Below are 20504 nucleotides of genomic sequence, written 5' to 3'. Positions count from 1 at the left end.
ATTTATGATTTCGAGCACTTTTCACTACATTTGCATCCATTTTTAAAGATTTTATGAAAAACGCTATCCAAGTTGGATTTTGGGAAAAGTTAGCCCGAATCATACTTAAAAACCGAATTACGATTCTGGTTATACTTTCTGCTTTAACTATTTTCTTTGGTTATCAGTGGAAGAATCTTTCTATGACTTATACCGAAGCTAACCTGCTTCCAAAAGATCATATTGCAAATAAAGATTATCAAAAATTCTTAGACAAATTTGGCGAAGAAGGAAACTTAATTGTTATTGGTTTTAAAGATCCTAAATTCTTTACACCAAAAAATTATGCGGCTTGGACCGAATTAATGAACGGTTTGAAAAAAGCCAAAGAAGTTGATTTGGTAATTTCTTTAAATGACCTAAAGAAACTTGAAAAAGATACCGTAAACCAAAAATTTGTTCTAGCGCCATTTATTGACGAAAGCAAAGTATTGGATGCTGCTTATTTAAAAAGCGTACAATACGATTTGTTTCACAATCTTCCTTTTTACGAAGGATTGCTGTTTAACAAAGAAAGCGGAAGTGTTCGTTCTGCCATTTACATGAATAAAGCGCTGGTAAATACAGCAGAAAGAAAGGTTTTTATCTTAAAAGATTTAGTTCCGAAAATCGATAAATTCGAAAAAGAAACTGGAATCGATCTTAAAGTTTCAGGAATGCCGTACATCCGTACAATCAATGCGGATAATATGAAAGGCGAAATAGGACTTTTCATTGGAGCGTCTTTATTGACCGTTTCTCTGATTTTCTTTTTCTTCTTCCGTTCGTTCAGAGCTACGTTTATTTCGATTTGCATTTTAATTGTTGGAGTAACTTGGTCGTTTGGAACACTTGGATTATTTGGCTATAAAATCACGATTTTAACAGCAATTATTCCGCCGCTAATTATCGTAATCGGAATTACAAACTGTATTTTCCTGATCAACAAATATCAGCAGGAAATCAAAATACACAACAATCAGGCAAAAGCTTTACAGCGTGTTATTTCAAAAATTGGGCATTCAACTTTTATGACCAACTTAACGGCTGCAATTGGTTTTGCAACCTTAATGATTACAGGAAACGAACTGCTTTTTGAGTTTGGATTGGTCACTTCTATCAACGTGATTTCTGTCTATACTTTGACACTTTTTATCGTGCCAATTATTTACAGTTTTATGCCATTACCAAAAGCAAAACACTTATATCATTTAGATAAAACTTATATTTCGACGCTTTTAAATACAGTTACAACTATCGTAAAAGGCAAAAAGACAATTGTTTATTGCATTTACGCTGTTCTGTTTCTTGTGAGTTTGAATGGGGTTAGACAAATGAAAGTTTCAGGAAGTTTGATTGGCGAAATGCCAAAAAGTGCTTCTTTCTTTAAAGATATTTTATTTTACGAAAAAGAATTTAATGGTGTAATGCCGTTGGAAATCATGATTGATACCAAAAAGAAAAAAGGTGTTATGAAACCGGCAACCATTCGTAAAATGGATGAATTACAAAACACCATTTCTGAAATTCCAGAATTGGCAAAACCAGTTTCTGTTGTAAACTTGGTTAAATATGCAAAACAGGCTTTTTATAACGGAAATCCTGAATATTACCAACTGCCAACTTCTCAGGAACAGACTTTTATTTTGGGTTATGCTAAAAATGCAACCAAAAACAGCAAAGAAAACTTAATGAAAGCGTATGTTGATTCGACTGGACAATATGCCAGAATCACGACTTTTATGAAAGATATTGGAACAGACGAAATGGCGAAAGTAGAAGGAAAACTTCGCAAAAAAATTGATGAGATTTTCCCGAAAGACCGTTATGAAGTTACGATTACAGGAAAAGCATTGGTTTTCCAGAAAGGAACAACTTATTTGGCGCATAACTTAATTGAGTCATTATTGTTTGCGATTTTAACCATTGCAATCTTAATGCTGTATTTATTCCGCTCGTTCAAAATGGTAGCAGCTTCTTTGATTACAAATATTTTACCGCTTTGTATTACTTCGGGATTAATGGGTTATTTCGGAATTCCGTTAAAACCTTCGACAATTTTGGTATTTAGTATCGCTTTCGGAATCTCAGTTGATAATGCTATTCAGTTTATGGCGAAATACAAAGATGAATTGACTCAAAATAAAGGAAAAGTAAAAAAATCTGTCTTCAGCGCTTTAAGAGAAACTGGAGTAAGCACATTCTACACTTCAATCGTGTTGATCTTAGGTTTTGCCACTTTTACTTTATCAAGCTTCAGCGGAACAATTGCTTTAGGAGGATTAATATCTTGTACTTTGGTTTTTGCGATGTTTGCTAATTTGGTTGTATTACCTTCATTGGTTTTGACTTTTGAGAAGAAGAAAACTAAGAAAGAGGAATTGGAGGGATTGGAGAAGTAAAACACTAATTTCACTAATTGGCACGAATTAAAAATAAATGGAGAGAATAGAAATTTATTCAAGTAGAAAAAAGGCGTCTTTATTGTTAATTATTGGTGCACTGTTCACTGCTTTAGGTTTCGAATTATTTATTAATGCTGAACATTATCTTTCCTATAAATTTAAAAGTCTAATGTTTATAAAAGGAATAGGAATTATTTTGATCCTATTTTGTGGCTTAGGTGTTTACATAGCTATTAGGCAATTAATAAAAAACAAACTTTTTCTTATTATTGATAAAAGTGGAATCAATGTTAATCCGGAAAAGAATTCATCAGAATTTATAAAATGGAACAATATTGAAGGATTTTCAGAACTAAAAATTCAAAGCCAAAAAATGGTTCTTATTAAAATTAATAATCCCGATTATTGGATTGAAAATGAAAAGAATCTAATACGGAAAAAATTAACGCAATTTAATTTTACCAATTACGGTTCGCCATTTTGCCTTTCAGCAGTTTCAATGCAAATAAATCATGCTGAACTTATGAAAGTATTAAATCAAAATTTGAAGAAATACAAGAATTAAACTAGGAAGTCAAACATAGTTTGTCATTCCGAGGAACGAGGAATCTCAGCAAGAAACTCCGCTCCAAGGATCGCTAATCTTTGTAGAGCCACTTGCTGAGATTCCTCGTTCCTCGAAATGACAAAAGCAAGAGAAATTGTTTCTTTTGAAACCAAATGCCCTAGCCCCGATCGAAGCGGCATCCTTTCTATTTTTCCTTTAAAAATAGAAAGATATAGCGAAGAGCGGGAAACAGCTTCAAAAATTAATTATTATCGATTATATTTGCAGTTGTTCAAAACGAATATTATTTAATATCAATTATATATAAAAATGAAACACACAAAAGTTAGAGACTTATTAAACAGTACGACGACGTTACAGGAAGTGAATGCAAAAGGTTGGGTGAGAACTTTTAGAAATAATCAGTTCATCGCTTTAAATGACGGTTCTACCATTAATAATATTCAATGTGTTGTTGATTTTGAAAATACACCAGAAGAGACTTTAAAAAGAATCACAACTGGAGCTGCGGTTTCTGTAATTGGAACTTTAGTTGAAAGTAAAGGTGCGGGCCAGAAATACGAAATTCAGGTAAACAAACTTGAAATTCTTGGAGATTCTGATGCTGAGAAATTCCCAATGCAACCTAAAAAACACTCTTTAGAATTTTTACGTGAAAACGCTCACTTGCGCGTTCGTACAAATGCTTTTGGTGCGATTATGCGTGTGCGTTCAGTATTGTCTTATGCAGTTCACAAATATTTTCAGGATAAAGGTTTCGTTTATGTAAACACGCCAATTATTACTGGAGCTGATGCTGAAGGTGCTGGAGAAATGTTCCAAGTTACTTCTTTGCCTTTGGACAATCTTCCAAAAAATGAAGAGGGAAACATTGATTTCAAAAAAGATTTCTTCGGAAAACATACCAACTTGACGGTTTCTGGACAATTAGAAGGTGAAACGTTCGCAATGGCTTTAGGTCAGATTTATACTTTTGGACCAACTTTTAGAGCGGAAAACTCAAACACTTCTCGTCACTTGGCGGAATTCTGGATGATCGAGCCAGAGGTTGCTTTCAACGACCTTGATGACAATATGGATTTGGCTGAAGATTTTATTCAGTATGTAATTAAATATGCTTTAGACAACTGTAAAGATGATTTGGCATTTTTAGAAGGAAGACTTTTAGAAGAAGAAAAATCGAAACCACAAGCTGAAAGAAGCGAAATGGCCTTGTTAGAGAAATTGAACTTCGTGTTAGAAAACAACTTCAAACGTGTTTCTTACACAGAAGCAATCGACATTTTAAGAGATTCAACTCCAAATAAAAAGAAAAAATTCCAATATTTAATCAACGAATGGGGAGCTGATTTACAATCAGAACACGAGCGTTTCTTGGTTGAAAAACACTTTAAATGTCCGGTAATTTTATACGATTACCCAGCAAACATTAAAGCGTTTTACATGCGTTTGAATGATAACACTGAACCAGGAAGAGAAACAGTTCGTGCAATGGACATCCTTTTCCCTGGAATCGGAGAAATCGTGGGTGGTTCTGAAAGAGAAGAGCGTTACGATGTCTTGGTTGAGAAAATGGAAAAACTTGGAATTGACAAAGAAGAATTATACTGGTACTTAGACACCAGAAGATTCGGATCGGCAACTCACGCAGGTTTCGGTTTAGGATTTGAGCGTTTGGTATTGTTTGTAACTGGAATGACAAACATTAGAGACGTAATTCCTTTCCCAAGAACTCCTGGAAGTGCGGAGTTTTAATACGTAAGGTTTTTTGCCACGAAGGCACAAAGACGCTAAGTTTATTTTTAAACTGATTGAAAGACTCTAAAAATTTTAAAATAATACCACGAAGACATAAATTCACAAGTATTATTTTATTGTTTATTGAAGATTTAAAAACTTTCAAAACAAAAACTTTGTGCCTTTGTGCCTTCGTGGCAAATCCCTAAAAAATATGCTCTCGGAAAGAACGGAAGAAATTGGAAAAATAATTGTAAACTCGGCATTTAAGGTTCATAAACAACTTGGACCTGGATTATTAGAAAGAGTCTATGAAGTTTGTCTAGCCCATGAAATCACAAAAGCTGGTCTTGATGTAAAACGCCAGGTTGATATTCCATTTTTTTATGATGGAATTGAATTTAGCGAAGGATTAAGATTAGATTTACTGATTGAAGATTCTATAATAATAGAAATAAAAGCAGTTGACCAAATAAATCCAGTTTGGGAAGCACAAATTATAAGTCAGTTAAAATTGCTGAATAAAGATTTAGGATTTTTAATTAACTTCAATGTTCCATTAATAAAGAGTGGCATCAGAAGATTTATAAATACAAAAAGAGTATTTTAAGTTTTCATAGAAATATAAGAAAGCAAAAAAAACTTTGTGCCTTTGTGGCCATAAATAAAAAACAAAAAAAAACTTTGTGCCTTCGCGCCTTAGTGGCAAAAAATAGCGCCTTAACTATGCTAAAGCAATTTTTAAATTTAAAATTATCACAAAAATTATCTCCACAGCAAATTCAGCTGATGAAGTTAATTCAATTGCCTACGCAAGCTTTTGAACAGCGTTTATTAGAAGAAATGAACGAAAATCCGGCTCTTGAAGCTGGAAAAGAAGACGATTACGAAGCTGATGAATACGCCAATGAAGACTACGACGATTATGATGACGCAGAATCTGACAGAATCGAAGCAGACGACATTAACATTGACGAATATCTAAGCGACGACGATATGCCTGATTACAAAACTCAGGTAAATAATTACAGTGACGACGAAGAGCGCGAAACGCCTTTTGCGGCTCCAATCAGTTTTCATCAGGATTTAATCAATCAGCTGAATACTTTTATTTTGAATGATGAAGAGCGCGAAATCGCTGAATTCTTAGTTGGAAGTATTGATGATATGGGTTATATCCGTAGAAGTATTCCAGATATTGTAGACGATATGGCTTTTACTCAGGGAATTTATACTGACGAGGCAATGGTCGAGAAAATGATGACGGTAATTCATGAGCTTGAACCTTCGGGAGTTGGCGCGCGTGATTTACAAGAATGTTTATTGCTTCAGTTAAAACATAAAACTCCAACTGAATATGTTGATTTAGCAATTGACATTATCGAAAATCAGTTTGATGCTTTTACGAAGAAACATTACGATAAATTATTACAGAAATACAGCATTTCAAACGAACAGCTTAAAAAAGCAATTCACGAAATTGAACGTTTGAACCCAAAACCAGGCGGTTCTTTTACCGGAAACAATAAAGTTACAGAAAACATTGTTCCCGATTTTGCCATCAGAATTGTAGATGGCGAATTAGAACTGACACTAAACGGAAGAAATGCTCCTTCTTTGCACGTTTCTAAAGATTATCAGGAAATGATGCAGACGTACAAAGAATCCCGTGATAAATCGACTGCACAGAAAGATGCCGTTCAGTTTATCAAACAAAAACTGGATTCTGCTAAATGGTTTATCGATGCTATCAGACAACGTCAGGAAACTCTTTTTGTAACCATGAATGCCATTATGCATTATCAGGAAGAATATTTCTTAGACGGCGATGAAACGAAACTAAAACCAATGATCTTAAAAGATATTGCGGACATGGTTGGTTTGGATATTTCGACAATTTCGCGTGTGGCGAACAGCAAATATGTAGAAACGCCATACGGAACAAAATTGATTAAAGAGTTTTTCTCTGAAGCCATGAAAAATGATCAAGGAGAAGACGTTTCGACTTTAGAAATCAAAAAAATTCTTCAAAACACAATTGAGGAAGAAGATAAGAGAAAACCGCTTCCAGACGATCAACTGGCAGAAATCTTAAAAGAAAAAGGGTATCCGATTGCGAGAAGAACTATTGCAAAATACCGTGAACAGTTGGATATTCCAGTGGCGAGAATGAGAAAGAAAATTTAGTTTTTTCTTTTTTACCATATAAGGAATATAAGTTCATTTAAATAGCAAACCCGACAGATTTTAAAAACCTGTCGGGTTTTATATTTTATACTAATTTTTGATAAATTTTAAACGCTTACCTTTTGCCAGGCTGAGCAAAGTCGAAGCTCATTTACGTTAGATAGGACTTCGACTCCGCTCAGTCTGACAATTGTTTTCAAAAACAACAAACCCGACAGGTTTCAAAAAACCTGTCGGGTTTAACAACGTCCATACAACGTTAAATTATTTATACTCGTCTGGCAATATTTTCACATCAAACAAAAAAGTTCTCTTTTTGTCACTGTAACTGTACACTAAAGTATAATCGTTTTCTCTAAAAACCTGAAGTCCAGGATTTGCTTTCGCAGTGCTTAAAAGACTTTTTCTAATTTCTTCCTGAATTACACCGATCTCTGCGGTTTCTTTAACCACCTTTATCAAGGTTAAATTATATTGAACTGTTCTTTCTTGAGGCAAAGTGACACTGTCTAAACGAATTCCTTCTTGAATATTTAGCGGACAGCTTTTATTGTATTTCACAACTAGTTCTTTAACTTCAGTATTTACTTCATCTTCCTTTTCGCCAAGATAAAATTGAAAATAAGCTACAAAAGCAACTGCAATTCCAATTAATAATAACAATAAACCAGTCGATTTTCTCATATTTTATATTGTTTTGTTAAGGCTTGTACAAGGAAAATAGATCTATTTTTCCTGATTTTTTTTCATGGCGTTAAAATACGCTGCACGGCTAAGTGGCTCATATTCTTCGGTTTCACCCAACATTACCAATTTATCATTAGCCGTTTTTCTAAAACTATAATTTGCTAAGTTACCAGTTCTCGTGCAAACAGCATGAACTTTCGTTACATATTCTGCAGTTGCCATAAGTCCTGGCATTGGTCCAAACGGATTTCCTTTAAAATCCATATCCAATCCAGCCACAATTACACGAATTCCTTGATTTGCCAAATCGTTACAAACGGTAATAATTTCGTCATCAAAAAACTGAGCTTCATCAATACCGATCACATCGCATCCTTGGGCCAAAATTAAAATATTAGCCGCCGCAGGAACTGGCGTAGAACGAATTTCGTTGGCATCATGCGACACAACCATTTCGTCATGATAACGGGTATCAATAGCGGGTTTAAAAATTTCGACTCTTTGTTTGGCAAATTGGGCGCGCTTTAATCTTCGGATCAGCTCTTCGGTTTTACCCGAAAACATTGATCCACAAATAACTTCAATCCAACCAAATTGTTCTTTGTGATTTACTGTATTTTCGAGAAACATTTTGTATTTTTCTACCTTTAAAAATGAATAGTTTTTATTACTTTGTACTGGCAATAAATTGATGTAAAAATGTACTGTTTTACATTTTTTCAAAAGTAGAAAATTTTTATCAAACCTTAAATTCGCGACAGCGTATTAACAGAAATAAAAAATTATCTTTTGAATTTCCTTGAGAATAGAAACATTCAGACATCAAATACACTAAAATACCTTATTCACTATAATTTTCAACAGTTATGAAAAAAAAATTGGAAGCTGATTTAATTAGCATTGCACATCGAATTTTAAAACTTAAAAATAAATCCGATATCAATCAATTGTACCTTGAAACTCAGAAATTATACGAGAAATTAGCGGTATTAAAATTTGTAGAAGAGAATTTCGATGCTGCAAAACCAACAATCGGGCAAAGCGATATTACTTCTGAATTGGAAACTATTTTCGAAAAAGAAGATGCAGTTCCAACAATAATTGAACTTGAAGCTCCTGCTGAAGAAAAAGTTATTGCACTTGAAGAATCTTACGAACCTGAAATTTCGGAAGAAAAACCAGCAGAAATTGTTGAAACTGCCGAACCAATTGTTGAAGTTGAAGAACCTGTAATTGAAGAAACTGTTGAACCAATTGCTGCCGAAATTGAAGAAGCTGTTATTGAAGAACCAATTGTCGAAGAAATTGTTGAGCCAATTGCTGAAAAAGTAGAAGAAACTGAAAAACCTATCGATGATCTTTCGTTTACGACTGTAAATGAGTTAAAGCCTATTCCTGATTTCAAACCTGCTTTTGAATTAGAAACCGAGGCGATAAAAGAAGAAATCAAAGAAGAAATTATAGAAGAGCCAAAAGCAGAAACTCCTGCACAGCCAACTATTCAATTTGAAGATTTCGGCATTAATTACGCCGATGCACAATTTGTAAAAGTGGAAAGTTTTGAAACTGTTCCGTCAACGCAAGCTCCTTCAATAAGTGATTTTAAGGAAACTAAAAAAGTGGAAACGGCTATTCTTGAAACTCCTGCACAGCCAAAATCGGTAAGTTTGAACGAAAAACTGGCAAGAGGTTTTCATATTGATTTGAATGATAGAATTGCTTTTACTAAAAATCTTTTTGGCAACAGTACAGAAGATTACAGCCGTGTTTTAAATCAGCTTTTAACTTTTGATTCCTATGCAGAAGCAAACGACTTTATCGAAAACATGGTAAAACCTGATTATAACAACTGGGAAGGAAAAGACGATTATGCAGAGCGTTTCATGGGAATTATCGAGAAAAAATTCTCTTAAAAACACAAATTTCACCAATTCACACGAATTTTGCTGGGTACAGTTTTTAGAGAAATTAGAATTTGTGCCAATTCGTGCAATTCGTGCTCAAACTTTAAAATAAATTATGTCAAAATTATATATCGTTCCAACGCCAATTGGCAATCTTGAAGACATGACTTTTAGAGCCATTCGGGTTTTAAAAGAAGTCGATTTGATTTTGGCGGAAGATACCCGTACAAGCGGAAAACTCCTAAAGCATTTTGAAATTGGCACGCACATGCACAGCCATCATATGCACAACGAACACAAAACTACCGAAAACTTAATTGCACGTTTGAAAGCGGGCGAAACTATCGCTTTGATTTCAGATGCTGGAACTCCTGCCATTTCAGATCCCGGATTTTTATTGACACGCGCTTGCGTAGAAAATAAAATCGAAGTAGAATGTCTTCCTGGAGCAACGGCTTTTGTTCCTGCATTGGTAAACAGCGGACTTCCAAATGATAAATTTGTTTTTGAAGGTTTCCTACCTGATAAAAAAGGACGTCAGACTCGTTTTTTGGCTTTAGCCGAAGAAACCCGAACCATGATTTTATACGTTTCTCCGCATAAACTCGTTAAAACTTTAGCCGAATTTGTACTATATTTTGGAGAAGACCGACAAGTTTGTGTTTCTAGAGAATTATCAAAATTACACGAAGAAAATGTACGCGGAACTGCAAAAGAAGTTTTAGCGCATTTTGAAAAAACAGCACCACGCGGCGAAATCGTTGTGGTTGTTGCGGGAAAAACAATAGAAAAAGAAGCGAAAAAAAGTAAGTATTCTAAGGACGAGGAAGAATAGAAACAATATTAAAAATTGACATAGATTAATGTTGGGATTTACCGCAAATTACACAAATTAGCACAAATTTAATTAGCGGAAATTTGTGTAATTTGTGGTTAAAAAATCACATAGAAAAAAATCCTTTTTAATCCTTTTAATCTGTGGCAAAAAAACAACACATAACAACATGAGCATTCAAGCCTTTTTAGAAAAAGTAAAACAAACTCCAACACAAATCACATTTCCAGAAACTATTGCAGTAATTGAAGAAAATTACAACTTTACTCCAACAGCTTTTCAAAACGGAACACAACATAATGCAGCTGGCGAAAATTCAGGTTCTTGCAAATTGTTTTCTTTCGCGAAATTGCAGAATCTAAATAAAGAAGAAACATTAGCGTGTTTTGGAGCATTTTATTTTGAAGAAGTTTTAGGCGATCCAAATGGAACAAACCACCAAAACATTAGAAATTTCATCAACTTAGGTTGGGACGGAATTCAGTTTGAAGGCAATGCTTTAGAAGCAAAATAGCATTGTCAGGCTGAGCGAAGTCGAAGCCCTTCTAAATACAAGATATTTTGCCACAGATTAAAATGATTAACACAGATTAAAAAATCATTATAATCCTTTTAATCTGTGGCAAAAAAAATTACCCATCAGATTAAACGATTTCAGAAATCTGAAGTCTAAAATCTAAAACCTAAAATCAACGATGCGTTGGACCTTAAAACCAAAACCTTCTGAAGAAAAAGTCAAACATTTGGCGCAAGCCTTAAATGTAGAAGATTTTGTTGCAACGCTTTTGATTCAGCGTGGCATTGAAACTTTTGATGAGGCGAAGAATTTCTTTCGTCCTTCTTTAGAACATTTACATGATCCGTATTTGATGAAAGATATGGATAAAGCTGTTGCCCGAATTGAACAAGCCATTCAGAACGAAGAAAACATCTTAGTTTTTGGCGATTACGATGTCGACGGAACAACAGCCGTTTCTTTGGTTTCTTCGTATCTAAAATCCCATTATCCCAATATTGCCACTTACATTCCCGATCGCTATGCCGAAGGTTATGGCGTTTCCTACAAAGGAATTGATTATGCAGATGACAACGGAATTTCTTTAATTATCGCTCTAGACTGCGGAATCAAATCGATTGATCATATCGCCTACGCGAAAGCAAAAAACATTGACTTTATTGTTTGCGATCACCACCGCCCCGGAGAATTTCTTCCAGAGGCCGTTGCTGTTTTAGATCCAAAAAGAGAAGACTGCTCCTACCCTTACGATGAATTGTGCGGTTGCGGAGTTGGTTTTAAATTGATTCAGGCTTTAGGACAAAATCGAAATGAAACGATTGAAGATTTAGTTCCATACCTTGATTTGGTAGCTACTGCAATTGCTGCTGATATTGTTCCTATTACGGGAGAAAATCGAGTTCTAGCACATTTCGGATTGAAAGTTATTAATAGCGAACCAAGACCTGGAATTAAAGCTTTAACACATCAGGTAAAAAAGAAAGTTCTCGATATTACCGATGTCGTTTTTATTATTTCGCCAAGAATTAACGCTGCCGGAAGAATCAAACACGGAAATCACGCTGTTGAATTGTTAACTGAATTCAATTTTGAACAAGCACAACAATTTGCTTCGGAAATTGAGCAATACAACGCAGACCGAAAAGATCTAGATAAAAAAATCACCAAAGAAGCTTTTCAGCAGATTATAGAAAACAACGAAGAAGAACGTTTTTCAACAGTCGTTTTTCAAGAAGACTGGCACAAAGGCGTAATCGGAATTGTGGCTTCAAGATTGATTGAAACGTACTATCGTCCGACTTTGGTTTTTACTAAAAGCGGCGACAAATACGCAGCTTCTGCCCGATCTGTAAAAGGTTTTGATGTTTACAATGCTTTAGACGCCTGCGCCGAACATTTGGAACAATTTGGAGGTCACATGTACGCTGCAGGAATGACTTTGAAAGCAGAAAACTACCAAACTTTTAAAGATGCTTTCGAAAAACAGGTTTCTGAAACTATTTTACCCGAAATGCTTACTCCAGAAATTGAGATCGATGCCGAAATTAATTTCTCTGATATAACACCCAAATTAATTCGAATTCTAAAACAATTCGAACCTTTCGGACCTCAGAATATGACGCCTGTTTTTATGACTGAAAATGCTATTGACACAGGTTACGCTAAAACTTTAGGTGCAGAAGAAGAACATTTAAGGCTTTTTGCCAAACAAAACAACTCAGACGGAATCGCCGCAATTGGTTTCGGATTAGGAAAAAAACTAAATATTGTAAAAAATCAAAATCCGTTTCAATTGGCATATTGCATTGCCGAAAACGAATGGAACGGAACTGTTTCAACACAGCTTATGCTGAAAGACATTAGAACAAATGGAAGAAATTAAATCCAACAAACCCGATCCTTATCAGGCGCTACGATATAAAGAATTCAACGTATTTTTATTATTGCGCTTTGCCATGGTTTTTGCCTGGTCTATGCAGTTTATTGTTATTGAATGGGAAGTGTATAGTTTAACCAAAAACCCGCTCTCTTTAGGAATTATTGGTTTAATGGAAATTATTCCTGCCGTTTCAATGTCTTTGTTTGCAGGACACATTGTCGATCAAAGAGAAAAGAAAGGCTTATTGGTAAAGTGTATTTTAGGATTTTCAGTAATTAGTTTTGGGCTTTTCTTATTGACTTGGCCAAAAGTTGTTGGAGGCTGGTCTACACATGTTATTTTGTATTCGATTTACGCTTTAGTATTTTTTGGCGGAATCGTTCGTTCTTTTATGGGACCGACTATTTTCTCTCTTTTATCGTTGATCATTCCTAAAAAAGTATATCCAAATGCGGCAACTTGGAGTAGTTCGGTTTGGCAGATTGGAGCCGTTATGGGACCTGCATTAGCTGGATTTTCTATTAATTGGATTGGTGTTCACTGGTCCATGTGTTTGGTTTTTGGATTTTCAATTCTTTCGTTAATTGCCTTATCACAAATTGGCCAAAAACCGATTGTAAATCCGAAAATGGGAGAATCTATAAAAGATAGCCTTATGGAAGGTTTGACATTTGTATTCAGGAACAAAATTGTTCTTGGTGCATTATCACTCGATATGATTGCTGTCCTTTTTGGAGGTGCCGTTGCATTATTGCCTGTGTTTGCACAAGACATCTTGAAAGTGGGTTCTGAAGGTTTCGGAATTTTAAGAGCCGCTCCTGCTGTAGGTGCTTTTATCACGATGCTCGTTTCGGCTTATGTACCCTTGTATGAAAATGCAGGAAAGAAACTTTTAATTGCCATTTTTGTTTTTGGTCTATCCATCATCTTGTTTGGATTATCTACTTATTTCTGGCTTTCTGTTTTCGCTTTATTCTTAAGCGGATTGGCTGATGGAATTTCAGTAGTAATCCGTCAGACTATTCTACAGCTTAAAACTCCTGATCACATGCGCGGACGTGTGGGTGCCGTAAACTCAATTTTTGTTGGATCTTCAAATGAATTAGGTGCTTTTGAAAGTGGTGCAACTGCCAAATTGATGGGAGCTGTAACTTCGGTTGTTTTTGGAGGAAGTGTTACGCTTTTAACAGTAATTTTCACTGCATTGAAATCTCCAACTTTTAGAAATTTAGATTTGAAAAAAGATATGGACGATCATCATAAGTTAGAATAAATGAAATTATTCTTTCTTTCTTTTTTTCTAGCATTTTCTTTTCTTGCGAAAGGGCAAAATCTTTATATCAAAACCTACGGAAACGAAAAGAATAAAACCATCATTTTTATTCATGGAGGACCAAGTGGCAATGCTACTTTATTTGAAGGAACAACAGCTCAAAAACTGGCCGATCAAGGTTTTTATGTTATCGCTTACGATCGAAGAGGCGAAGGAAGATCTGCAGACCCAAATGCGAAATTTACTTACGAAGAAGCTTTTCAGGATCTAAATTCAATTTATACAAAATATCACATAAAGAAAGCTGTTATTCTGGGGCATAGTTTTGGCGGTTTAGTTGCGACACTTTATACCAATAAATATCCGCAAAATGTAAGCGCTTTGGTTTTGGCTGGCGCTTTATTTTCTCAACAGGAAACTTACGATCACATTTTAAATACGCTGAAGAAAAAGTACAACAACGATTCTGAACAATTAAAAAAAATCAGCATTGTTGAGAATCTAAATAAAAACTCAGCCGAATACAGAAAAGGATGTTATGACCTTGCTGGTGAAAATGGCTTTTTTAAAATGCCAAATCCGACAGCAGAATCTAAAAAGCTTTATTCTGATTATGAAGCTGGAGAATTTTATAAAACGAATATTCGAAATAAAAATGCTCCACTTCTTTTTTATCAAAATGAAAAACAAAATAACATCGATACGCGTGCGATTTTAAAGAAAATCAAATCTGCTGGAGTTCCTATTTATGGAATCTACGGAAAAGATGACGGTATTTTTTCATCGGCACAAATTAATTCTCTTAAGGCAATTACTGGAGAAAATCACTTTGCTTTCCTTGATAATTGCTCGCATTATTTATTTGTTGACCAACAGGCAGCCTTTATTTCTAAGCTAAAAAATTGGCTGAAATAATCTTATTATGAGATAGAATTTTACAAAAAAGCAAAATCACAAAAGCTTTATAAATAGCTAAAAATCAAATAGTCATATTGGTTTTTAGCTTTTTTTTATGCTTTTCTTAGTCAAGTATTAATACAAACAGTTCGTATCTTTGTGGCCTAAAAAAATTGCCATGAAAGACATCGAGCAGATATACCGAAACGATTTTGGAATTTCATTTTATTGGAAAGAAGGCAACGAAATTATATCAGATAAAATCCAATTGCTTTTTAAACAAATGGGATTTTATTTTTCCGTTCAAGAATTAAATGAATTTCACGATTTAATTGAAGACTGCGTAACAGACCATAATGATTATGATACGCATGGTGTAGAACGCGCCTTCGATAAATTTTTATTGAAGACTCCTTATGTTGCGTTGGATTTAGAAATATCTCCAATGGAGTTAAATTCTATAAAAGACTTAGTTGATGGTTCTTTATTTCGACTTAATCTTAATGAATACATTTACGGTTCGGGTATGAACTAAAGTTTTCTCAACAAATATTCTTTTTCAAACTTTTATGATTTTTTTATTTAGAATTAATATAAATAATATTTATATTTGCTGAAATAAAAGGATTTACGATGAGAGAAATTGAGCAGATATATCATAACAACTTTGGAATAGCTTTTTACTGGAAAGATCACAATACTACGATTTCCGACAAAGTGCAATTGGTTTTTAAGGAAACTGGCTTTTATTTTACAGTTCAAGAATTAAATCATTTTTGCGATTTGATTGAAGATAGCATGATAGAAAATGCTTGTTGCGAAGCATGCGAAATGAAATATTCTTGTCATAAGTTTTTATTGAAAACACCTTGCAATTCTATAGATTTAGCTGTAAACATGACCGAATTAAAATCGATTAAAGATTTGGTTGAAGGTTCTTTATTCAAAATCGAATTAGATGAATATGTCTACGGAGTTGGCATGAATTAAGAAGCATTCTAAATATTTTAACAGCATTTTTTCATTATTGAAATATATTTTGATTCAATTCAAAAAAAAGTATATTTACAGCAATGAAAAAAGCTGTATTTCGACTAACTCTAACACTTCTGGCAATTCTCGTTGTTGGTTGCAATAACAAATCTGAAGAATATATTGATCCGCGCGGAACCGATTATGCGGGATCTGAGAGTTGTATACAATGTCATAAAGTAGAATCTGATATGGCATTCAAAAGTTCGCACTTTAAAGCGACCGCTCCAGCAATTTTAGGAAACGTTTTAGGCGATTTCGATTCTAAAAATCACACCTTCATTTACGATAAAGACACCAAACTAGTCATGGAAAAACGTGGCGACAGTTTATACCAAGTTGTTTATAAAAACGGTAAAGAAACGGCTAAATATAAATTTGAAATTGTATTTGGAACCAAACACGCACAAACTTCTGTTTACTGGAAAGACAATAATACTTATGAGCTGCCAGTTTCTTTTTATCATTCTATAAACAATTGGGCAACAAGTCCAGGTTTTCCTGCAGACAAACCCTATTTTGACCGTATGGTAGTAAAAGATTGTTATTCATGCCACGCCTCAAATGCCAGCAGTCGAAACGTGAATCAAAATTCTGAAGAAAGAAATATGATGTCTATGGATGTTGAAGATATCATCAGAAAAGAAACAATTGTTTACGGAATTGATTGCGAGCGCTGTCACGGTCCTGCGAAAAAGCATGTGGACTTTCATTTAAAAAATCCAAACGTAAAAGTTGCCAATAGCATTACAAGTTTTAAAAACTTAAACAGACAGCAAAAATTGGATGCCTGCGCTTTATGCCACGCAGGAAACGATGGTATGAAACTAAAATCTCGTTTTGAATTTAAACCTGGAGATAATTTATCAGAATTCTTTCGTGAGACCAAAAGTATTACCGATACAGCAAATTTTGATGTGCACGGCAATCAATATCGATTAATGGCACAAAGTAAGTGTTTTGTCAAAAGTGATAAAATGGATTGCATTACTTGCCATAATCCGCATGAAAATGCTTCTAAAAACTTGGCTTCCTATTCTAAAATCTGTATGAGTTGCCATCAAGGTTTAAAGCACAAAGAAACCACTTTAAAAACAATGCCAGAGCAATTATTAGCTAGCAATTGTGTAGAATGCCACATGCCGAAAAAAGCATCTGGAGCAATTAAGTTTCAACTTTCAAACAGTAAACAACTTTCAGAATATATTCTGCGAACGCATAAGATTGGAATTTATCCGAATACGAAGTAATTATTTTTCGAATTTTTTAAGCTCAAATTTTTCGCCGTCAAAAACACCGTAAGTAAAATATCCGATCCAATCGCCAAGATTGACATACTCGGAGTTTTCTCCAACTGGAATAATCATGGGTAAATGGCGGTGTCCGAAAATGAAATAATTGTAATGTTTGGTTTCTAGTTTTCGTTTGGCATATAAAACAAGCCATTCGTTTTCTTCTCCTAAAAACTTCACATCTTCGTCACCAGAAATTAGTTTGTTTTTTACTGATAAATATTGAGCCAAACTTACGCCAACATCTGGATGAAGCCAGCGGAAAAGCCATTTTGAAAACGGATTGGTAAAAACCTTTTTCATTCTTTTATAACCTTTATCACCAGGACCTTTTCCGTCTCCGTGACCAATTAAAAAGGTTTTTCCGTTAAAGGTAAATTCTTTATTATCGTGATAAACCGGAATATTCAATTCGGTTTCAAAATAATCATTCATCCAAAGATCATGATTACCGACAAAAAAATAAATCGGAATTCCGCTGTCGCGAATTTCAGCCAGCTTGCCTAATATGCGTACAAAACCTTTTGGAACAACTGTTTTATATTCAAACCAAAAATCGAATAAATCTCCCAATAAAAAAATTGCTTCTGCATCTTCTTTAACCTCATCAAGCCAAGCCACAAATTTCTTTTCACGCGGTAAACTCAATTCTGGAGTTGGCGCACCAAAATGCTGATCTGAAGCAAAATATATTTTTTTCATGAGAGAAGTTAGAAGTTATTTGTTAGGAGTTATGAAGAATAAATTAATAGCTAGAAGTTATACGTTTTGACTTCTAACCTTAAACGTTTAACTTATAACCTTTTTACTGATTATCTGATGCGTACCATTCTGCAAAAGACGATTCTGTTTCCTGAAGTTTTAGTGAGAAAAGAGAAATTCCTGCAGGCAGACGGTTTTTGATTCTTTCAGCAAAATCAACCACCATATTTTCGCTTGTGGGCTGATAATCTACCAAAATCACATGATGTCCGCGGTTTTTCAATTCATTTGCCAATTCGATATGCGGAGTTGTTTGATTAAAAACCGTAGCATGATCAAACTGATCGACGATTTCTTCTTTTACAATTTTCTTTAGATCAGAAAAGTCAATCACCATTCCGAACTTTACATTCGATCGGTCTGTAATTGGCGAACCAATAACTGTTACCGATAATTTATAACTGTGTCCGTGAACGTTCTTGCATTTTCCGTCGTAACCGTACAAAGCGTGACCGGTTTCGAAACTAAATTGTTTTGTAATTCTGATATTACTCATCGATTTTTAATTTTAAGCTTGCAAATTTACAAATTAATTGCCGTTTTTAGCTCTTTTTTTAGCACGAGTATACATCCACAAAGCAATTCCGCCCAAAAGTAGAAACGGAATGAAAGATCCAATGACAACGCCAATTTGATAACCGCTGTCTGGAGCATCTTTAATTTTCTCTGCAATGTCAACTTTTTGCATTAACGAAATAATAGTCATGTTCAATAATTTATATAGTGAAAATTTGATTTTAAAATATTTTTCAAAGCTATGCTCCCATTTTTCTAAAATCAATGACTTATATCATCCCTTATTTTTTAAATTGCAACAAAGCGTTTTTAGTCAAATCAGACAAAACGAGTTTACCTGTAATGGCAGCACGCTCAAATAAAAGAGATTCCCATTGTTCTGTTCCTTCCCAAATAATCTTTTTCATTTCATAAAGCGCTTCAGGATTATAAGAACTCAGTTTTTGAGCAAAACTTTCAACCTCAGCATCCAGATTTTCAGCGTCACATAAAACCGAAAAAAGCCCTTTTTCAAAAGCCCAATTTGCCGATTTCCATTTGTGAGCCTCTAATGTCATTTGTGTCATTGCTGTTTTTCCTATTTTCCTAGAAACGGCTGGTTCTATTACAAAAGGACCAATTCCGATCGCTAATTCTGATAATTTAATATCACTTTGCGGAGTTGCAAAAACATAATCGCAAGCCGAAATAATTCCGACACCACCACCCACTGCTTTTCCCTGAACACGTCCAATTATAATTTTGTTGCAATTTCGCATGGCATTGAGCAGATGTGCAAAACCTGAAAAAAACTCTAGACCTTGCTCTTCACTTTCAACTTTCAAAAGTTCATCAAAAGAAGCTCCTGAGCAAAACGTTTTTTCTCCTTCACTTTTTAAAATAATAATCGAAACTTCTTCATTTCTGCTTAAAGAATTAATTTCAGCTGTAAGTCTGTTTAACAATTCACGCGGAAAAGAATTACTTGCTGGATGACCAAATTGCACAGTCGCAATATTATTTTGAAAAGAAGTTTCTAAGCTTCCGTTTGTATTTTCTAGGCTCATAAAAATTACATTTAAAGGTAAAGTTACGCTTTTGAAAATAATTGATACGAAACTTCTACAAATTTGTTTTTTGAGAATTAATTGACTTTATTTGTTAACGCATTTGGGGGATTAGCTCATTTGGCTAGAGCGCTACGCTGGCAGCGTAGAGGCGATCGGTTCGAATCCGATATTCTCCACAAATAATTTAAAAATACCCAAACAGATACTGTTTCTGTTTGGGTATTTTTTTTTAGCACACATTTTATGTTTTATATCTACATCATATATTCAAAAACCTTAGACAAATACTATGTTGGTTCCTGCCAAAATATTGAACAGCGTTTAAAAGATCATTTAAATAGCAGAAGTAAATTCACAAAAATTGTGAAAGACTGGGTATTAAAATATTCAGAAACATTTGCTACCAGAAGTGAAGCTTATCAAAGAGAATTACAAATAAAAAAAAAGAAAAGTCGGAAATACATTGAAACCCTAATAGAAACAAAAGGCTAGAGTATCCCGATGCATCGGGAAGGTGACCGGTTCGAATCCGGTATTCTCCAAAATAAACATAAAACCCTTGTAAAGCTTTATTTTACAAGGGTTTTGTCTTTTCTATAATTTTGTCATAGAAATCGAAATAAAAAATCTATCGCTATGAATAGAATTTTAAAGATTATAAAATCAACTATTTCTCATTAGCAGCATCATCAGCATCAACTCTATCTTTCTCAGCTTTTTTAAAATCGTTGTTCAGCAATTTTTCTAATTTCTTTTTTTCACGCAGATTTTTTCTGAGTGTTAGTACAACAAGAATAACCACCAATATTGCTACAACCGCTATTATGTTCCAATTGATATCCATAATTAAATTTTTAATTAAAAGTAAATAATTAAAAATATCTTTCATGTTATCAAACAGTTAAGTGTTTTATTTTTTAATAAAACCTATTTTAATGCAATTATA

Annotated in this window: 22 protein-coding genes and 1 tRNA gene; 16 read left to right on the top strand and 7 right to left on the bottom strand. The window is 34.2% G+C overall.

The features are described from left to right. Positions 1-53: 53 nt before the first annotated feature. The 5 genes from AC3Y25_RS11650 to rpoN all read left to right on the top strand — a co-directional run bounded on the left by AC3Y25_RS11650 (position 54) and on the right by rpoN (position 6915). Positions 54-2420, top strand: coding sequence for an efflux RND transporter permease subunit (locus AC3Y25_RS11650; RefSeq protein WP_250834973.1), 2367 nt, complete (start codon positions 54-56; stop codon positions 2418-2420). A 37-nt stretch (positions 2421-2457) separates the two neighbouring features. Next, positions 2458-2988 (top strand): STM3941 family protein, encoded by a 531-nt coding sequence (locus AC3Y25_RS11645; protein ID WP_489902870.1) that lies wholly within the window; start codon positions 2458-2460, stop codon positions 2986-2988. A gap of 312 nt (positions 2989-3300) precedes the next feature. After that, positions 3301-4746, top strand: coding sequence for an asparagine--tRNA ligase (gene asnS, locus AC3Y25_RS11640; RefSeq protein WP_489902869.1), 1446 nt, complete (start codon positions 3301-3303; stop codon positions 4744-4746). A 196-nt stretch (positions 4747-4942) separates the two neighbouring features. Continuing rightward, the gene (locus AC3Y25_RS11635; RefSeq protein ID WP_489902868.1) at positions 4943-5338 is read left to right on the top strand and encodes a GxxExxY protein; all 396 of its coding nucleotides are present in this window, start codon (positions 4943-4945) and stop codon (positions 5336-5338) included. 116 nt (positions 5339-5454) lie between these two features. Continuing rightward, positions 5455-6915 carry an RNA polymerase factor sigma-54 gene (rpoN, locus tag AC3Y25_RS11630; RefSeq protein WP_095928315.1) on the top strand — a complete coding sequence of 487 codons (1461 nt, stop codon included), beginning with the start codon at positions 5455-5457 and terminating at the stop codon, positions 6913-6915. Between the two features lie 264 nt (positions 6916-7179). Here rpoN and AC3Y25_RS11625 read toward each other — a convergent pair whose 3' ends face one another. Together AC3Y25_RS11625 and AC3Y25_RS11620 are read right to left on the bottom strand one after the other, a co-directional pair. Continuing rightward, complete coding sequence (locus AC3Y25_RS11625; protein WP_489902867.1) at positions 7180-7599, bottom strand: DUF8479 domain-containing protein; 420 nt, start codon at positions 7597-7599, stop codon at positions 7180-7182. 42 nt (positions 7600-7641) lie between these two features. Beyond that, positions 7642-8232 carry a thymidine kinase gene (locus AC3Y25_RS11620; protein ID WP_095928508.1) on the bottom strand — a complete coding sequence of 197 codons (591 nt, stop codon included), beginning with the start codon at positions 8230-8232 and terminating at the stop codon, positions 7642-7644. A gap of 236 nt (positions 8233-8468) precedes the next feature. Between AC3Y25_RS11620 and AC3Y25_RS11615 the strand changes: the two genes are divergently transcribed. The 9 genes from AC3Y25_RS11615 to AC3Y25_RS11575 all read left to right on the top strand — a co-directional run bounded on the left by AC3Y25_RS11615 (position 8469) and on the right by AC3Y25_RS11575 (position 17189). Beyond that, positions 8469-9515 carry a DUF8457 domain-containing protein gene (locus AC3Y25_RS11615; protein ID WP_489902866.1) on the top strand — a complete coding sequence of 349 codons (1047 nt, stop codon included), beginning with the start codon at positions 8469-8471 and terminating at the stop codon, positions 9513-9515. Between the two features lie 106 nt (positions 9516-9621). Then, positions 9622-10341 carry a 16S rRNA (cytidine(1402)-2'-O)-methyltransferase gene (gene rsmI, locus AC3Y25_RS11610; protein ID WP_489902865.1) on the top strand — a complete coding sequence of 240 codons (720 nt, stop codon included), beginning with the start codon at positions 9622-9624 and terminating at the stop codon, positions 10339-10341. A 169-nt stretch (positions 10342-10510) separates the two neighbouring features. Further along, positions 10511-10855, top strand: coding sequence for a HopJ type III effector protein (locus tag AC3Y25_RS11605; protein WP_113676677.1), 345 nt, complete (start codon positions 10511-10513; stop codon positions 10853-10855). Positions 10856-11036: 181 nt separating this feature from the next. Continuing rightward, positions 11037-12740 (top strand): single-stranded-DNA-specific exonuclease RecJ, encoded by a 1704-nt coding sequence (recJ, locus tag AC3Y25_RS11600; RefSeq protein ID WP_250834967.1) that lies wholly within the window; start codon positions 11037-11039, stop codon positions 12738-12740. Further along, entirely contained in the window at positions 12727-14010 is a 1284-nt protein-coding gene (locus AC3Y25_RS11595) for an MFS transporter (protein WP_489902864.1), read from the top strand. The genes recJ and AC3Y25_RS11595 overlap by 14 nt, the downstream gene beginning before the upstream one ends. After that, positions 14011-14925 (top strand): alpha/beta fold hydrolase, encoded by a 915-nt coding sequence (locus tag AC3Y25_RS11590; protein WP_489902863.1) that lies wholly within the window; start codon positions 14011-14013, stop codon positions 14923-14925. A gap of 160 nt (positions 14926-15085) precedes the next feature. Beyond that, positions 15086-15442 (top strand): hypothetical protein, encoded by a 357-nt coding sequence (locus AC3Y25_RS11585; protein ID WP_489902862.1) that lies wholly within the window; start codon positions 15086-15088, stop codon positions 15440-15442. A 98-nt stretch (positions 15443-15540) separates the two neighbouring features. Then, positions 15541-15897, top strand: a complete 357-nt coding sequence (locus AC3Y25_RS11580) for a hypothetical protein (protein WP_111425144.1) — start codon at positions 15541-15543, stop codon at positions 15895-15897. 83 nt (positions 15898-15980) lie between these two features. Beyond that, on the top strand, positions 15981-17189 hold the full coding sequence (locus AC3Y25_RS11575) for a cytochrome c3 family protein (RefSeq protein ID WP_489902861.1): 1209 nt from the start codon (positions 15981-15983) through the stop codon (positions 17187-17189). Here AC3Y25_RS11575 and AC3Y25_RS11570 read toward each other — a convergent pair whose 3' ends face one another. The 4 genes from AC3Y25_RS11570 to AC3Y25_RS11555 form a co-directional block, all read right to left on the bottom strand. Beyond that, positions 17190-17933 (bottom strand): UDP-2,3-diacylglucosamine diphosphatase, encoded by a 744-nt coding sequence (locus AC3Y25_RS11570; RefSeq protein WP_095928326.1) that lies wholly within the window; start codon positions 17931-17933, stop codon positions 17190-17192. A gap of 103 nt (positions 17934-18036) precedes the next feature. After that, positions 18037-18489: a 6-pyruvoyl trahydropterin synthase family protein gene (locus AC3Y25_RS11565; RefSeq protein WP_489902860.1), complete on the bottom strand. Its 453-nt coding sequence runs from the start codon at positions 18487-18489 to the stop codon at positions 18037-18039. Between the two features lie 33 nt (positions 18490-18522). Then, positions 18523-18699 carry a hypothetical protein gene (locus AC3Y25_RS11560; protein WP_489902859.1) on the bottom strand — a complete coding sequence of 59 codons (177 nt, stop codon included), beginning with the start codon at positions 18697-18699 and terminating at the stop codon, positions 18523-18525. A 91-nt stretch (positions 18700-18790) separates the two neighbouring features. Next, positions 18791-19555 carry an enoyl-CoA hydratase/isomerase family protein gene (locus AC3Y25_RS11555; RefSeq protein ID WP_489902858.1) on the bottom strand — a complete coding sequence of 255 codons (765 nt, stop codon included), beginning with the start codon at positions 19553-19555 and terminating at the stop codon, positions 18791-18793. 105 nt (positions 19556-19660) lie between these two features. Here AC3Y25_RS11555 and AC3Y25_RS11550 point away from each other — a divergent pair. Together AC3Y25_RS11550 and AC3Y25_RS11545 are read left to right on the top strand one after the other, a co-directional pair. Next, positions 19661-19734: transfer RNA gene (locus AC3Y25_RS11550), tRNA-Ala, on the top strand. 67 nt (positions 19735-19801) lie between these two features. After that, complete coding sequence (locus AC3Y25_RS11545; protein ID WP_489902857.1) at positions 19802-20050, top strand: GIY-YIG nuclease family protein; 249 nt, start codon at positions 19802-19804, stop codon at positions 20048-20050. Positions 20051-20225: 175 nt separating this feature from the next. Here AC3Y25_RS11545 and AC3Y25_RS11540 read toward each other — a convergent pair whose 3' ends face one another. Next, positions 20226-20447, bottom strand: a complete 222-nt coding sequence (locus tag AC3Y25_RS11540; RefSeq protein ID WP_489902856.1) for a hypothetical protein — start codon at positions 20445-20447, stop codon at positions 20226-20228. Between the last annotated feature and the right edge of the window lie 57 nt (positions 20448-20504).

Source organism: Flavobacterium sp. LK-23, from assembly GCF_058135255.1.
This window is presented reverse-complemented; position numbering and strand designations above follow the sequence as displayed.

Bases quoted from the DNA above. Each gene is read 5' to 3' on its own strand.
- AC3Y25_RS11560 (WP_489902859.1), bottom strand. From the start codon at position 18,699: ATGACTATTATTTCGTTAATGCAAAAAGTTGACATTGCAGAGAAAATT.
- AC3Y25_RS11585 (WP_489902862.1), top strand. From the start codon at position 15,086: ATGAAAGACATCGAGCAGATATACCGAAACGATTTTGGAATTTCATTT.
- AC3Y25_RS11625 (WP_489902867.1), bottom strand. From the start codon at position 7,599: ATGAGAAAATCGACTGGTTTATTGTTATTATTAATTGGAATTGCAGTT.
- recJ (WP_250834967.1), top strand. From the start codon at position 11,037: ATGCGTTGGACCTTAAAACCAAAACCTTCTGAAGAAAAAGTCAAACAT.
- AC3Y25_RS11595 (WP_489902864.1), top strand. From the start codon at position 12,727: ATGGAAGAAATTAAATCCAACAAACCCGATCCTTATCAGGCGCTACGA.
- AC3Y25_RS11580 (WP_111425144.1), top strand. From the start codon at position 15,541: ATGAGAGAAATTGAGCAGATATATCATAACAACTTTGGAATAGCTTTT.
- rpoN (WP_095928315.1), top strand. From the start codon at position 5,455: ATGCTAAAGCAATTTTTAAATTTAAAATTATCACAAAAATTATCTCCA.
- AC3Y25_RS11540 (WP_489902856.1), bottom strand. From the start codon at position 20,447: ATGAAAGATATTTTTAATTATTTACTTTTAATTAAAAATTTAATTATG.
- AC3Y25_RS11555 (WP_489902858.1), bottom strand. From the start codon at position 19,555: ATGAGCCTAGAAAATACAAACGGAAGCTTAGAAACTTCTTTTCAAAAT.
- AC3Y25_RS11545 (WP_489902857.1), top strand. From the start codon at position 19,802: ATGTTTTATATCTACATCATATATTCAAAAACCTTAGACAAATACTAT.
- AC3Y25_RS11565 (WP_489902860.1), bottom strand. From the start codon at position 18,489: ATGAGTAATATCAGAATTACAAAACAATTTAGTTTCGAAACCGGTCAC.
- AC3Y25_RS11605 (WP_113676677.1), top strand. From the start codon at position 10,511: ATGAGCATTCAAGCCTTTTTAGAAAAAGTAAAACAAACTCCAACACAA.
- AC3Y25_RS11635 (WP_489902868.1), top strand. From the start codon at position 4,943: ATGCTCTCGGAAAGAACGGAAGAAATTGGAAAAATAATTGTAAACTCG.
- AC3Y25_RS11590 (WP_489902863.1), top strand. From the start codon at position 14,011: ATGAAATTATTCTTTCTTTCTTTTTTTCTAGCATTTTCTTTTCTTGCG.
- AC3Y25_RS11615 (WP_489902866.1), top strand. From the start codon at position 8,469: ATGAAAAAAAAATTGGAAGCTGATTTAATTAGCATTGCACATCGAATT.
- AC3Y25_RS11575 (WP_489902861.1), top strand. From the start codon at position 15,981: ATGAAAAAAGCTGTATTTCGACTAACTCTAACACTTCTGGCAATTCTC.
- AC3Y25_RS11645 (WP_489902870.1), top strand. From the start codon at position 2,458: ATGGAGAGAATAGAAATTTATTCAAGTAGAAAAAAGGCGTCTTTATTG.
- AC3Y25_RS11650 (WP_250834973.1), top strand. From the start codon at position 54: ATGAAAAACGCTATCCAAGTTGGATTTTGGGAAAAGTTAGCCCGAATC.
- AC3Y25_RS11620 (WP_095928508.1), bottom strand. From the start codon at position 8,232: ATGTTTCTCGAAAATACAGTAAATCACAAAGAACAATTTGGTTGGATT.
- rsmI (WP_489902865.1), top strand. From the start codon at position 9,622: ATGTCAAAATTATATATCGTTCCAACGCCAATTGGCAATCTTGAAGAC.
- asnS (WP_489902869.1), top strand. From the start codon at position 3,301: ATGAAACACACAAAAGTTAGAGACTTATTAAACAGTACGACGACGTTA.
- AC3Y25_RS11570 (WP_095928326.1), bottom strand. From the start codon at position 17,933: ATGAAAAAAATATATTTTGCTTCAGATCAGCATTTTGGTGCGCCAACT.